The following is a 15054-nucleotide window of genomic DNA, read 5'->3' as shown; positions in this document are numbered from 1 at the left end:
CTAGATCAACCCGGCATTGGCCAGTTCCGTCAGGTAGCCCGAAATGAACTTCCGATCGATCGGCGCCAGCCAGTCCTGGGCCACCGGACCGTCGATGAGTGAGCGGGAGCGTTCGGCAAACCTGTGGCTGTCGAACTCGGGCTGGTTCAATACCTCCTGCAGTTCGTCCAGTTGATAGACCGATGAATACAGGCTGTAGGATCTTGGCCGGGCGTCCAGCGCTTGCAGGCGGGCCATGAACTCCTGGCTCCAGGCTTCGGAGCTTCCCAGCCTCTGGAGCGGATAGCCCAGTTCCCGTATCCACTCCACCAGCAGGTCCAGGCTGGGGGCGTCGGGCGCGTTGCTCTGGACGTGGTAGATGGAGTACCCGGCCTCCACGCCCAGGCTGATCTGGGCAATCGAGCGCGTGGCCGCGTCCACCGGCAACCCGCGAAATATCGGGGCCATGGAACGGGAACTGTCTAGATGGAAGGAAGGCGGAGCAATGGCGGTGCGTACCAGGCTGACCAGGAAACGCGAAAAAATATCGGCAAGATTGACGAATCCAGGACGGGTACTGTGGGGCAACAGCATGCCGCAACGGAACACCTTGACCGGTATCGCCCACTTCTCGCATGCCTCCTGCAGCAGCACCTCCCCGGCCCACTTGCTGGCCGCATAACCGGCGGCGTAGCGCCCTGCTCCAAGGCACTGGTCATACAGGTCCAGGGCCTTCTCACTCTCGTGGATCGGCTCGTTTCGGTGCACCGCACTGCCCACGGCGATGCTCGAAATGAAGTTGATGGCCTTCTTCTTTCCCGAAAGCGCCAGGCGTATCACCTCGGCGGTGCCGTGGACATTGGTCCCGTGCAACTGGTTGTAGGCCAGCATGTGATTGACCAGGGCACCGTTGTGCACGATGGCCTCGACCTTGTGCACCAGCATGTCCCAGGTCGGTTGCGCCAGGCCCAGGCGCGGCTTGGTCAGGTCGCCCGCCAGGACCACCAGGCGCCCGGACCGCTCCAGTGCGACCAGGCGTTGTTGCAGTTCGGTGGATGCCGCCAGGCTCTCGACCAGGCGCTGCCGCGCTGCTGCATCCGAAGTTGCCCGCACCAGGCAATACAGGGTCCCCGCGCTTGGAGCCAAGCCTTGCGCCAGGTCCAGGGCAAGGAAGCGCCCGGCGAACCCACTGGCCCCGGTCAACAGGACCTGGCTTGGTGGTCGATCGGTGGGGTGCGCAAGTTTCGCTGCCGCGCGCAGGATGTCCGAACCGATCAAGGTGTCCAGCCGAAGCTGGTTTGCCAATACCCGCGATGGCGATTCCAGCTGGTGACCGGCGGGTGACGCCGTCACAGCCGATATCGGATCCGCGTCGGGCGATGGCTGGGCGGGCATCGCTGCTCGCTGGAGTGCGCTTGCCACCGACGGCGGCGTACCCGAGACAACGGGCGACTCGGTGCTTCGTAGTTGGCCGACCAGGGCCGCCAGCTGTCTGATGGTCGGGTGTTCGTAGACCTGGCTGGTATTGATTGAGATCGAGTAACGCTGGTTTATCTCGCGGATCCACTCCACGGCGATGATCGAATCCAGCCCATGTTCGGCGAGCATTTCCTCCGGATCGATTTCCTGGCTGTCGATGCGCAAGGACTGGGCAAGGCTTGCTGTCAGTTCCTGCTCCAGCGCGTCCTGGTCGGCCTGACTCCGCTCTGCGCGCGGCAAGCAGGCCGTGGCGGGCCCGACGACCTCCGCCTGCGACTGGACGGCGATCGCCGTCGCGCGCTCCATCTGTGTCGCGCCCGAGGTCTGGCCGGAACCCTGCCCGTCGGCTGCGGAATTCAAGGCAACGGGCCTCGGGCGCTCCCTGGCTTGTTGCACCAGCTTGGCCATCTGGCGAATCGTCGGGAACTCATACACCTGGCTGGTATTGATCGAGATCGAATACCGCCGATTGAGTTCACGGATCCACTCCACAGCGATGATCGAGTCAAGACCATGTTCAGAGAGCATCTCGTCAGGGTCGATTTCGTTGACGTCAATCCGCAGCGCCGCCGCCAGGGTTTCCTTGAGAGTCCGCTCCAGCTCATCCAGCCCAGCATTCTGCTGATGGAGATACGCTACGGTGTCGATATCGGAGAGGCTCCGGGGAGCCTGCGCGAGCGCCTGGGCTGCGGCCACCTGCACCGTGGAATGCCCGCTCGAGGCCCCGCCCAGGGAAGCGACGGCCCGTAGCTCGGTGCGCTCTTCCGTCGCCCGCAGGCGCAGGCCCCGGGGCTTGCCGGGCAACGACGCCATCGGCGCAGGCTCGCGGTGCGGCTGGCTAGCGCGCGGTTTGGCGGATGCTTGCACCCAGCATCGCTCCAGGGCGAAGGGATAGGTCGGCAAGCTGATCCGCCGCGGCCGCTGCTGGCCATACAAGCGCGTCCAGTCGATCTCCAGGCCCAATACCCACCACTGCGCCAGTCGCCCCAGCTTGCCCTGGGCGATCAACCTGCTGGCGGTTTCCTGCAGGTCCTCGTCCGCCTGGAAGATCATTTGCAGGCCCGGGTCGCGCTTGATATCGCCATGGAAGATCTCGCCCTGCCCACCCTCTTCGCCCAGGTAAGCCCGCAGCCGGCTGCGCAGGCCATCGATGCAATCCACCACGCAAGCCAGGCGCACCTTCATTGCCTCGCGCCCTACCTGCAGGGTATACGCCAGGGATTGCAGGTCCGCTTCGCGGTGCTCCAGAAAAGCCAGCAGTTGCTCGACCCGCGCCTTGAGTCCCGTGGCATCCCGGGCCGAGAGCAGCACCAGCACCGGCTTGGCTTGGGCCAATTGGGCCGGGCGCGACTGCGGCCGATACTCCTCAAGCACCACATGGGCATTCACCCCGCCAAAGCCGAACGAGCTGACCCCGGCGCGCCTGGGCAGCACGTTGCCCCGGCCATCGGCGAGCGCCGGCCAGGGGCGCTTGGCATCCACCACATAGAACGGACTGCCCGCGAGTTCGATCTGCGGGTTCAGCGGCTGGCTGTGCAGGCTCTGGACCAGGCACCCATGGCGCATCTGCAATAGCACCTTGACCAGCCCCGCCACTCCGGCCGCCAGTTCCAGGTGACCGATGTTGCTCTTGATGGTTCCCAGGCCGACGCTGTGCTCGGCCAACGCATCCTTGCCTGCCAGCGTATGGAACGCCTGCTTCAGGCCCTTGATCTCGATCGGGTCGCCCAGCTCGGTGCCGGTGCCATGGGCCTCGATGTAACCGATGCTCTTCAGGTCCACCCCGGCTTCACGCAGCGCCGTTTCGATCACCTTGGCCTGGGCCTGCGGATTGGGAGCGGTCAGCGAGTTGGCCTGGCCGCCGTGATTCTGCGCGCTACCGAGGATCAAGCCATGGATCTGGTCGCCGTCACGCTCGGCCGCGGACAGTGGCTTGAGCATCAGCATCGCCACTCCTTCACCCCGGACATAACCGCCAGCCCGGGCCGAAAACGCCCGGCACCGACCATCCCCGCTCAGCACCCCGGCATGCATGAAGCTCTCATGGGCCTCTGCTGAAAGCAGGGTGTTGACGCCCCCCACCACCGCCTGGTCGCATTGTCCAGTACGCAATAAGGTCACGGCCCGATGTACAGCCACCAGGGAACTCGAACAGGCGGTTTCGATGGGCTCGCTCGGCCCATGCCAGTTCAGCCAGTAGCTCATGCGATTGGGGCCCATCGATCCAGCGGTGCCCACTGCCAGTGCCGCGGTCACGGCCTCGCCGGACTGGGCCAGCAACTGGGCATAACCCGTGGCGCAGGTACCCACCAGCAGCGCGGTATTGCTGCCCGAGAGGCTTTGCACCGAATACCCAGCATCCTCGATCACCTTGTAGACCTGCATCATCAGCAAGCGGTGCTGGGGGTCCATGCCCTGGGCCTCGCGGCGTGAAATATTGAAGAAGGCCGGATCGAACCCATCCAGGTCTTCCAGCACTCCGGCATGGCGCAAGGTGGGCTCTGGCCCAGCGCCAAACCGCCCCAGGGGCAACTCACCGATGCAGTCGCGGCCTGCCTCGAGGTTGCGCCACAGCGCGTCGATGTCCTCGGCCCCAGGGAAACGCCCGCTCATACCGATCACGGCGATCGGCTCGGCGCCCGCCTTGGTCGGGCCGGGCTCGCCACGCGAACCTTGGGCTACAGGATCGACCCTGGATACGGCAGCCTTCGGCGCGCTCGCCTCGGGCCCTTGGGGCGCCTGGGTCGAGGCAAAGAGCGGTTGCAGTTCGGCCCGGTACTCCTGCGCCAGGTAGCTGGCCAGCGCGGCAATCGTCGGAGTCTCGAAAAACTCCGAGGGCGCCATGTCCAGGCCATAACGCTCATTGAGCAGCCGGGTAAACGCCGTCGAAGCGATCGAATCGAAACCGAACTCGCCAAAGGGCGTATTCCGGTCCAGCTCTTCACGGGCGATCTGCAGGTAGTCGGAAATCATCTGGGTGATCGCCGCTTCGACCTGGGTCACCAGCTCCTGGGCATCCAGGCCGCACGGCGTCGCAGGCGGCTGGTCGCCTTGAGCTTCAGTCGTGGGTCCGGCAGGTGCGGCGGGAAGCGGCTCGATGGGCGTGACGGCATGGCGCACAACGCCGTCGCTGATGGCCAGGATGACTTCCTGGCTCAGGGCCCGGGTCGTGCCGCACGGGATGTCCACGCCATGAAATCCTTGTGTTTGCAGCACGCAGCGCCAACTGGCGGGAGCCAGCATCGGCGTGCCCGGGATACGCCGCTCTGGGTCCTCGGCCAGCCACCACCCGGGCAACAGGCCGAACGTCAAGTGCCCGAACAGGTGCGCCTGGGTCGCCTCGTTCAAGAGCAGCAGTCCGTTGCCCTTGAGCAGGCTCTTGACCTGCCCCAGGGTCCAGGCGATATCACGGGTCGCATGCAGCACGTTCGCCGCCACTACCACATCGTAGCCACCGGCCTGGAAACCCTGGCTCGCCGGGTCCCGCTCGATATCCAGCAAGCCGGTGCGCAGGTAGCCTGCCCCCGGTGCGTAGTGCTGCTGGGCATGCTCAAGGAAGGCCGGCGACACATCGGTATAAGCGTACTCGTCGATCTGTCCGGCATAAGGTGCCAAGCGCGCCAAGAGCCCGGCACTGGTGCCGCCGGTCCCGGCGCCGACCTCCAGGATCCGCAAGCGCGCCTGGGGCTCGAGCCTCAAGCGCTGCTCGGCATAGGCCTGCAGGCGCTCACCCAGCACTGCGTTGAAGTGGTTCGACACCGGGTGATCCCGATACAGGGCTTCGACCCAGTCCAGACGCCCCTCGGGGAACAGCACCTGGGTCGCCTCCCGTTCGCCACGCAATATCGCCGGCAATGCCCGCAGCATCTGGTCGAGCAGGCGTACCTGGGTCTCCAGGCCGCGCGGCTCGGCTCCTGCCAGAACCTGTTCGCAGTAGGCCTGCCACTGCGACCACTGCTGGTCCCAGCCGGTATCCGCCTCGGGATGGCCGACCAGGCGCAACGCCGCTGCACGCCAACGCTGGTATCGCGGTGCCAGTCCCTGCTCGGTTGCCAGCCAGCCGTGCTCCTGCAGCAGGCTGTACAGCAGCGGCTTCAGGCGTTGCTCCAGCGCTAGCCAGGCGCTGGCCACGGCAAGCGGTGGGGCAAGTACCGGCGCTACCGGCAGCGACACCGCAGGCACTGCGGGCATGAGCTCTGCCACTGCATCGCTGGCGATGCCCCAGGCAGGGGCGACCCTGGCCAGGTCCAGCTTGGCCAAGCCGAGGCGCTCCAGCGGGCCGTCCAGCCAGCTTTCCAACCACGCCATGGCCTGTGGGGCCTCGATCGAGCCGATTCCGGCCTGGGTCATCCGCGCCCGGTAGTCGGGCGATGCCACCACGCCGACCCCACCCCAGTAGCCCCAGTGCACCAGCTTCACCGGATAGGGACGTTGCGCATTGCGGGCAAATTCATCGACGAAGCAACAGCCAGCGGCATAGTTACCCTGCCCCGCCATCCGCGCGAAGCTTTGCAACGACGAGAAGTACAGCATCAGGTCCAAGGGTTCGTTGCCGAAGACCGCGTCTAGGTTCAGCGCCGTTTCCTGCTTGGCCGCCAGCGCCGCCTCGAAGGTCTGTTCATCCATCTGTGCCAGGCTGCGATCGGCCAGCACCAGCGCGGCATGCACCACGCCATGCACGGCGCCGTAGCGCCCGCGGATTTCGCTGAGCGCCGCTTCCAGGGCGGCGCGATCGCGGCCATCGGCCTGCAGGTACAGGGGCGCCGGGCCCAGCGCCGCGAGGCGTACACATTGATCGGCGATCGCTTGGTCCTCAGCGCGCCGGCCCAGCCATACCACCTGGGCCTGGTACTGGCGGATCAGGTACTCGCTGAACGCCACGCCAATGCCACCGGCGCCGCCGAGGAGTACATACACCCCCGCCTGGCGGAATGCTGGCTGCGCCGGTGCGCCGAGTTGGCAGGCCAGCAAGCGTTGGCGATAGCCACGGCCCTGGCGATAGGCCAGGGTTTCTCCGGCCACGCCTGGCGTGCGACCGAGCAGCGCCGACCAGGGAATCGGGTCTTGCGGCGCCAGGTCCACCAGGTCCAGGCGCCAATGGGGGTATTCCTTGGCCAGGCTACCGATCAGACCGTGCACACTGGCCTGGAAGGGATCGCCCAGCTCCTGCGGGCGTACGCCCAGGGCTTGGCGGGTGACGATGCAGAGGGCCAGAGGCCGCCCGCCGTGCCCCAGCTCCAGCAGGGCCTTGATCAACAGGAAGGCGGCCCTGGCAGCCCAGGGCTGGCCTGGCGGTACGTGCCAGACCAACTGCTCGAACGGCTCCTGCTGCCGGAGCCAGGATTGCCAGGCGCCCTGGCCGTCGGCGGTCAATTGGCGTTGCTCCACCTCGCCGCCGATTTCCACCGCCCGGCCCACGGGCCGCGGATCGCTCAGCCTGTTGCCCGGCTGCTCGAGGATTGGCTCCCAGGCCGGCATCAGGCTCAGTTCCTGGAGCGGGTCGGTGCCCGTCGCCGCCAACGACGCTTTGTCCGCCGGCGCCCGGCTGCTGAATCCGCTCAATCGCACCATGACGCGTCCCTCGCTGTCGGCCAGTTCGATATCGATCCCGCGTCGTTTGCCCCGGTCGTTCGTAGCGGGTCGCAAGATCGCCCACATCTCGTGCGGCAGCGCTTGCCACTGCTCGAGCCGCTTTAGCGCAAAGGGCAATGCCAGGACGTCTTGCGCGGCCAGGCCCAGGCTGGCCTGCAGCGCGCCATCGATCAGCGGTGCGGGCAAGCCGACTCCAGGGGGCGTACTAGCGCCGCGCAATCGTGCAAGCACCAGGTCGTCACCCAGCTCCAGGCCCTGCAGCACCTGGAAACTCGGGCCATAGTCCAAGCCAAGCCCGGCGAAGCGCCCATAGCAGGCGGCACCGTCTAGCTGGCGGCCACACCTCGCACGCAGTTGTTGGAGGTCGAGCCGAGGTTGCTCAGGGCTGCTGTCCAGCCGCGCCCGGCCCTGGCTGTACACCAATGGCTGGCCCTGGCCAGCGCTGAAGATCCGGTAGGCGACAGTACCTTCGCCCTGCTCATGCAGGCCGACATGTACTTGCAGCGGCGAGCGGAGCGCCAGGGGGCGCAGCCAAGCGATGTCCTCCAGCAGCACGGGATGCTCGGCCGGCAAGCCATGGGCCTGGGCCATGGCCGCGCGCGCCCATTCCAGCTGCATCGCCGCGGGCACCAACGGCTGCCCCGCGACCTGGTGATCGCGCAAGAAGAACTCGTCGCCGGTCAGGGTCGTGGAGAAACGCTGTTCACCTGCCAGCGAGCCGCTGTACTGGAACAGGGGCTGCAGCGAGCTCTGCAACGATGGAGGCAGCGGTCCGGGCTCGTCGCCCGCATCCGGGGGCTGCTCGATCCAGTAGCGCTCCCGGGCGAACGGATAGGTCGGCAGGGCCATACGGCCCCCGGGCTGCTCGGTGTAAAGCGACCGCCAGTCGATCTGCGTGCCTTTGACCCACTCCCTGCCCAGCTCCAGCAAGGCCAGCTCGCCGGACCCAGCCAAGACCTTGGCGGGATCGAAATCCGCCGTGCGCTCCTGGATCTTGCGAATGTCGCCCACCACTACCTGTTCGAGCGGCTGGCCTTCGATGAAGGCTGCGAGTGTCGCGATGACCTGCCCAGGCGCGGTGGCGACAAAGGCCAGCCGTTGCTCCAGGGGCGCCCGCCCCGCCTGGAGCGTATGGGCCAGGGCCGGCCAGTCCACATCCGCAGTGTTCTCGAGGAACGCCTTGAGCCGTGCGGCGCAGCTCTTGAGCTGTGCGGGGCGTTTGGCCGACAGCACGATCAGCAGCGGGTGCTGCTCGTCCAGTTCCACCCTGGAGCGACTGGCCTGTGGCCGGCGATACTCCTCGAGCACCAGGTGGGCATTGGTGCCGCTGATGCCGAACGAGCTGACCGCCGCGCGCAATGGCGCCCCGCTGGTAGGCGCCCAGGGTTGGCCCGAGGTACAGACGAAGAACGGCGACTGTTCCAGCTTGAGGTCGAAATGCTCGTTGGGGCTGCTGTAGTTGAGGGTCGGCACCAGTTGCCGATGGCGCATCTGCAACAGCACCTTGTGCACACCGGCTACACCGGCGGCGGCCGAAGTGTGGCCGATGTTGCTCTTGACCGAGCCCAGGCCGCAGAAACCCAGTTCCCTGGTGCCCTCGCGAAATACCGTGGACAGGGCATTGAGTTCGATCGGGTCGCCCAGCTTGGTACCCGTGCCGTGCATTTCCACGTAGCCGATGCTGGCCGGATCGATGCCGTGGCGCTGATAGACTTCGCGCAACAGCGCGGCCTGGCTGTCCTGGTTGGGCGCGGTCAAGCCATTGCTCCGGCCGTCCTGGTTGATCCCCGAGCCGATGATCAGCCCATGGATCAGGTCGCCGTCGCGCTCGGCATCCGCGAGCCGCTTGAGCACCAGCGCGCCCACGCCCTCCCCTGGCACGAAGCCGTCGGCCTGGTTATCCAGGGTCCGGCACTTGCCCCTGGGTGAAAGGACTCCCGCCGCGCACATGCAGACGTATAGCTCCGGCATCAGGTACAACGCCACTCCGCCGGCCAGCGCCAGGTCGACTTCGCCGTTGCGCAAGGCCTGGCAGGCCAGGTGCATGGCCACCAGCGACGACGAGCAGGCGGTATCCACCGGAATCGCCGGTCCCTTGAGGTTGAGGAAGTAGGCGATGCGGGCCGCGGCGATCGCCGGGCTGCTGCCGATCATGTCCACCAGGCCCAGGCGCTGCTGGACCAGGGTGCCGTACTCGCTGCCGCTGATGCCCAGGTACACGCCGCAACGCGACTCGCTCAGTTCCAGCGGCGCTCGTCCGGCATCCTCGAAAGCCCGGTAGCCCTCTTCCAGGAACAAGCGCTGCTGCGGATCCATCCGTTGCGCCTCGCTGGGGGCGATGTTGAAGAACAGCGGATCGAAGCATTCGATGGCCTCCAGGCTGCCCAGCCACTTGCTGTAGGCCTTGCCCGGCGAAGGTATGGCCGGGTCGAAATAGGCATCGACGTCCCAGCGCGTGGCTGGGATCTCGCCCACGCAGTCGCGGCCGTCCGCCAGGTTGCGCCAATAGGTCTCCAGCGAGTCGGCCCCGGGATAGCGGCCGGACATGCCGACGATGGCGATGGCTGCCTGCTCTGGGCAGGCCTGGGGCGATGGCTTGGCGGCCTGTTCGCTGGCGCCAGGCGTGGCGGTGGTTTCGTCCTGCGGCGATCGTGGATCCATGGATCTACTCCTTCAGTTGTCTGGCAAACCATCCATTGTTCGCGGCCCACCCATGGGCCCAGGTCCTTACTGGGCCCATTCGTACTCGCGGTGGAATTCCTTGATTTCCCGCAGAACCAGCTGTGGTCGATCCGCACGCGGCAACTGCGGACGTACGCTGGAAGCGTCGTCGATCCGTACGTTGCGGGTGCCGAAGCGTACCTGCGTGTTGCTCTGCAACAGCCCTTCGTACTCGCTCATCGACAGCCGGTAACGGTTATCGAGCTGGCGTTCGATCTCCTGGGCCCGCAGTTGCACCTGACCTTGATGGCGCACTACGCCGCTGTAGAACTCCGAACAGCAGCCCGAGCCATAGGAGAAGCAACCGATGCGCCCCGGCGATTCGAAGCGGCCATTGGCGATGGTGCTGGCCAGCGATAGCAGCACGGTACCGCCCATGATGTTGCCGACCCGCTGGCAATAGCTGAGCCCCGGCGTCACCCGGCGCTGGAAATCGGCCTCGATATCCGCCGGCGTAGCTTGGGCCTGCTTGCGCATCATGGTGCGATGTGCACCCTTGATCATCCCACCGAAGGGTGTATGGAACGCCAGGTAGCGAAACGAGCCGACATAGTCGACGTCGCCGACGCGCTTCTGGTACTCGAGGAATGCGTTCTCGCAGCAGTCCAGATAGGACAGCAGCGACAGGTCGGAGTCGCCGGCCTCGGTATCCGGGGTTGGCCGGCAAGTGTCCATCACTTCATAGCCGTAGTAGCCGTTGGCGCCAACGTCGATGTCGAAGACCCGCGGCTGGTCGCTGATCAGCATCGCCACGGCGCCGGCACCGGTGCTGGGCTCGGCGAACGACCAGTCCTCGGTGAGTGCGCTGCCGCCATCGGCGGTCATGTGCCGGGCCAGGTCGGTGGAGATCACCAGCGCCTTGGCCCCCGGCGAGACCTGGGCCAGGATGAAGTTCACCGCCATCTGCAAGCCTGCGGTGCCCGAATAGCAGGCCTGCTTGAGTTCGAACAATCGGCAGTTGCGGTCCAGTCCCAGGTGGTGATGGACGTAGGTGCTCAGCGACTTGCCGAAATCGATCCCCGACTCCGAGCAGGTGATCAGCAACTCGATCCGGACCTTCTCTTCGGCCGACAACGCCTCCACCAGAGGGCGTGCTGCGTTCACCGCATAGGTCACCGGGTCCTCGTCCAACAGCGCGACGGTCTTTTCCTTCATCAGCAGATTATTGAAGCGCGCCGTATCCAGCTGGCGGTGCGCGGCCAGTTCGGCAACGTCCAGGCAGGCCCGACCGCCGAACACGTTCATCGCTTCTATTCCTACGGATAACATTGGCTTTCTCCTTGGCTGTTCATCACTCATGGCGCGTCAGGCACAACGCAGTGTTGATGCCGCCAAAACCCATGCTCAGGGTCAGGGCGTGCTCTATCGGGTGCGGTCTGGCCACATCACGGACCCAGTCGAAGGACGGATCGATCGGCGTGTCCAGGTTACGGCTCGGGTGCAGGCGCCCTTCGCGCATCTGCACCAGCGTGGCGATTACCTCCACGGTGCCGGCGGCGGTGAGCCCATGGCCGAGCAGCGACTTGCTGGTGTTGAGGCGCACGTGGCCCAGGCCGCTGTCGCGCAGGGCAGCCAGCTCCACCACATCGCCCAGGGGCGAGCCGGTCCCGTGGGGGTTCACATAGTCGATCTGCCCCGGGGCCAGGCCCGCGCGCCCCAAAGCCTGAGCGATGGCGCGCATCTCGCCCTCGCGCGATGGGTCGGGATTGCGGTTGGCATCCATGGTCCAGCCCCAGCCGGACAATTGCGCATAGGGCCGGACGGTGCTGCGCGTGGGGCCGGCCATGCGCTCCACCACCACCGCGCCACAACACTCGCCATAGATGAAACCGTCTCGGTCGCGGTCGAACGGCCGAGCCGCCTGCATCGGTGCATCGGCATAGCGCTCGGAGCCCATGGCCCCCAACGAACGCAACGCCTGGCACTCCCAATGCGACAGGTCCATCAGGGCGCCCAGCGCGATCGCCACATCCACCTGCCCCGACTGCACCGCCTGTAGCGCCTGGATCACCGCGACCTGGCCGCTGGCCGAGGCCCCGCCCACGGTGCAGGCCATGCCCTGGATGCCGAACTGCTGGGTACACAACCCGCACAGGTCGCTGTCCATGAACTCGACGCCATGGCCCGGCCGCACGAAGGCCTCGCGCCCGGTGTAGCGCTCATGGAGCTGGGCCAGTTCACGTTGCTGCAGGTTGCAGCCGCCGACGACCAGGCCTATGCGCTGCGGGTCCACGTCCTCCAGGCGGGCGTCCTGCCAGGCTTCATGCAAGGCCACCAGGGCCGCCTCGGCCGTCAGCGACAACTGCCGGAACAGCCGTGGCGCACGCTCCTGCGGCAGTTGCAGGGGGCCGAGTTCGGCGCCGAGAAAACGGCTTTGCCCCTGGCGCCCGGGGCGTTGCAGCACGTCGAAAGCGGCGTCGCCGGCCAGCAGTGCGCGGGTGAAGGCCTCCCGGCCCTGGCCAATGGCGGAAACGATACCGACACCGGTGATCGCAACGGGTAGTGGTCGAGTGGCAAGCATGTTGGCACCAGGATTGTCGATTCGGGCGAAGGCAACGGGCCGGCCCATGGCTGCATGGATGGCTACAACGCCTGGATCTCGTCGAGGGCGAAATAGCCGTTGTGGCCTTGCAGGTAGACCGCCGCCCGGTGGCCCAGCAACACCAAGGCGGTGCTGCGAGTCAGCAGCTCGCCGTCGACCCGTAGCGAGCGCACCCGAGTGCCGGCGGGATGCCGGGCATTCCACTGGGCGACCTGCTCGATGGCGCTGTGCAGCACCGCTTCGCGAGGCCCAGGCGCTGCGCCCCCCGGCGAAACCGCAACGCCAGGCACAGGCGGGCGGCTGCCAGCGCGGATCTTCTCCACCAGCTTGGTCAACACCTCGCCATGGCCGACCTCTTCGAATTGCACCTCGCCCTGGGCCAGCAGGTATTGGATGCTCTCGCACCATTGCACTGGATGGGTCAGTTGCTGGACCAGGTGGTCGGCGATCGCTTCCTGGCTATACGGCTGGGCCGAAACGTTGGCGATTACCGGCTTGTTCGGCGGCGCCAGCTCCAGGCCTTGGAGATACGCGCGAAAGGCATCGGCGATCGGTTGCATGTAGCGCGAGTGGAAGGCGCCACTGGTATTGAGCGGATACAGCATGCCGCCCGCTGCCTCGACCGCGCTTTCCAGGCGCGCCAGCTCGGCCTTGGGCCCGGCGATCACGCTCTGCAAGGGGGCGTTGTGAATCGCCAGGTCGACACCATCGGCCTGTTGCGCCTGCAAAAGCTCCACCAGCGTGTGGCGCCGCAGGTTCATGATCGCGGCCATGCCCCCGTCCCCGCCACTGACCTGGCTCATCAGCTCGGCGCGGCGCTGGACCAGGCGCAGGCCCTCTGCGAAATCGAAGCACTGCGCCGCCAGCAGGGCGTTGAATTCACCCAGGCTGTGGCCGGCGAAACCATCCGCCTGGGCCCCATCGCGCAGCCGCTGGAAATAGGCCAGGGCGTTGACCACATAGATCGCCGGCTGGGTGTAGCGGGTCTGGTCCAGCAGGCCATCCGGGTCATCGAGGCACAGGGCCTTGATCGAATAACCGAGTAGGTCGCTGGCCGCTTCGGTCAGCTCGGGGAACTCATCGAACAGCGGGCCACCCATACCTCGCTGCTGCGAACCCTGGCCGGGAAAGATGAACACCTTCATTGACACCTCCGTTGTGCATTGCCCCTGGCGGCGCGCCGGACTTGGCGCCCCGCTGCCCGGTCCATCCGTGCTACACCGCCCGCGCCTCGAGCCGGGCGTGGATCAGGTCCGCCAGTTCGCCGATATTGCCCGGGCCGAACAGCTCTACCCGAGGAATGCTCAGGGACAGCGACTCCAGCACCAGCATCACGATTTCCGCGCGATCCACCGAGTTCGCCCCCAGGTCACGCAAGCGGTCGCCGCGGGTGAACGCATGGCTGGCAAGGGTGGGAATCACTTGCCGGACGTGACGGACAATCAATTCGAATACCTGTTCTCTGGTCATGCTTGTGCCTCGCTGTTGAAGGAATAACGCACCGGGTAACGGCCAATCAGTTGCCGAACAGTGCCTTGATACGCTCTCGCACCTCGGGGTGATGGAAGGTTTGCGCGTGCATCTGCACCTCGCGGGCCGTGACCGCGGGCAGCTGCGCACGCAGGCCAGAGGTCAGGTGCGCCTTGAGGGTCACCAATGAATGCCGGGGTTTCTCGGCCAATTGCGCCGCCAGTTCATGGGCATGGGCCAGCACGTTCGCCCGCGGCAGCACCGGGAACGGGATGCCGCGGCCAGCCAGCTCGTCACCGCGATAGTTCTCGGCAGTCATCAGCAGTTCCTGGGCCAGCGCCAGGCCGAGCTTCTCCTGCAGCACCAGGGTCGCGCCGAACCCCGGGGTGAAGCCATAGCGCATGAAGTTCGCCGCATACACGCTCTCGCGGCTGAGCACCGCCAGGTCGGCGAACAGGCCGAACACCAGCCCGCCACCAATCGCATGCCCCTGCATGGCTGCCACTACCGGGATCTCGCAGTTCAAGGGCAATTCGTAGATCGGGTAGTCGGTGAACTGGCCGCGCCCGTCTGCCAGCTCGAGCAGCATTTGCTGGGTGCCGCCGGTGCAGAAGTAGGTGTCGTAGCCAGTCAGGACCACCACCTTCCACGCCGGATTGCTACGCACCGTCTCGAAGGTGCGGATCAGTGCCTGGGCCAAGCCAGTGGAGAATCCGTTCTTGTGGATGCGATCGGTCATGGTGACCTGCACGATCGCTGGCGTTACCTGCTCGAGCTGTACCAGATCGTCGTTCATATCACACCTGCTCCCACGGGAACGCGCCCGTCTCGACGTAACGCACGATGTTCGAAAGGTTCTGCGGATCGCTGAACACCTGCCGGTTGGCCGCCAGCGCGGCGTCGCGATCGAGTCGTGGCGCGCCGCACAGCGCGCCACGAAATTGCTTGTAGCGCGCCACCCCGGGCCGGGACAGGCGCCGCAAGCGCAACAGGTGCTTACGCAGCAGGTTGTCGCCATCGGCCGCGCAGGCATCCACCAGGCCCCAAGCCAGGGCCTGGTCGACACCTATCGCGCTGGTCATCAATGTCATGTAGTGGGCGCGCTGCGGGCCGATGCGACGCTCCAGGAACGGCAATACGCAGGCCGGCATCAGCCCGAACAGCAACTCCGAAAGGCTGAACGAGGCGCTCTGGTCGGCGATCACGATATCGCTGGCGGCAACGAACCCGACGCCGCCGGCATTGACCTTGCCGCGCACGTAGGACAGCAC

Annotated in this window: 7 protein-coding genes; all 7 read right to left on the bottom strand. The window is 66.3% G+C overall.

Annotated features, from left to right (window positions below; genetic code table 11):
* The gene (locus H7A76_RS18615; protein WP_185699840.1) at window positions 1-9711 is read right to left on the bottom strand and encodes a thioester reductase domain-containing protein; all 9711 of its coding nucleotides are present in this window, start codon (window positions 9709-9711) and stop codon (window positions 1-3) included.
* Window positions 9712-9777: 66 nt separating this feature from the next.
* Window positions 9778-11040: a hydroxymethylglutaryl-CoA synthase family protein gene (locus tag H7A76_RS18610; RefSeq protein WP_185699839.1), complete on the bottom strand. Its 1263-nt coding sequence runs from the start codon at window positions 11038-11040 to the stop codon at window positions 9778-9780.
* Between the two features lie 22 nt (window positions 11041-11062).
* Complete coding sequence (locus H7A76_RS18605) at window positions 11063-12292, bottom strand: beta-ketoacyl synthase N-terminal-like domain-containing protein (RefSeq protein WP_185699838.1); 1230 nt, start codon at window positions 12290-12292, stop codon at window positions 11063-11065.
* Between the two features lie 62 nt (window positions 12293-12354).
* Entirely contained in the window at window positions 12355-13458 is a 1104-nt protein-coding gene (fabD, locus tag H7A76_RS18600) for an ACP S-malonyltransferase (RefSeq protein ID WP_185699837.1), read from the bottom strand.
* A gap of 70 nt (window positions 13459-13528) precedes the next feature.
* Window positions 13529-13783 (bottom strand): acyl carrier protein, encoded by a 255-nt coding sequence (locus H7A76_RS18595; protein ID WP_185699836.1) that lies wholly within the window; start codon window positions 13781-13783, stop codon window positions 13529-13531.
* Window positions 13784-13829: 46 nt separating this feature from the next.
* Window positions 13830-14579 carry a polyketide synthase gene (locus H7A76_RS18590; protein WP_185699835.1) on the bottom strand — a complete coding sequence of 250 codons (750 nt, stop codon included), beginning with the start codon at window positions 14577-14579 and terminating at the stop codon, window positions 13830-13832.
* A gap of 1 nt (window position 14580) precedes the next feature.
* A partial coding sequence (locus H7A76_RS18585; RefSeq protein WP_260498012.1) for an enoyl-CoA hydratase-related protein occupies window positions 14581-15054 on the bottom strand: 474 nt, incomplete at its 5' end.

This window comes from Pseudomonas sp. MSSRFD41, assembly GCF_014230245.1.
GTDB lineage: Bacteria > Pseudomonadota > Gammaproteobacteria > Pseudomonadales > Pseudomonadaceae > Aquipseudomonas > Aquipseudomonas piscis.
Note: the sequence above shows the minus strand (reverse complement) of the source record. Positions and strands in the feature narration are given on the sequence as shown.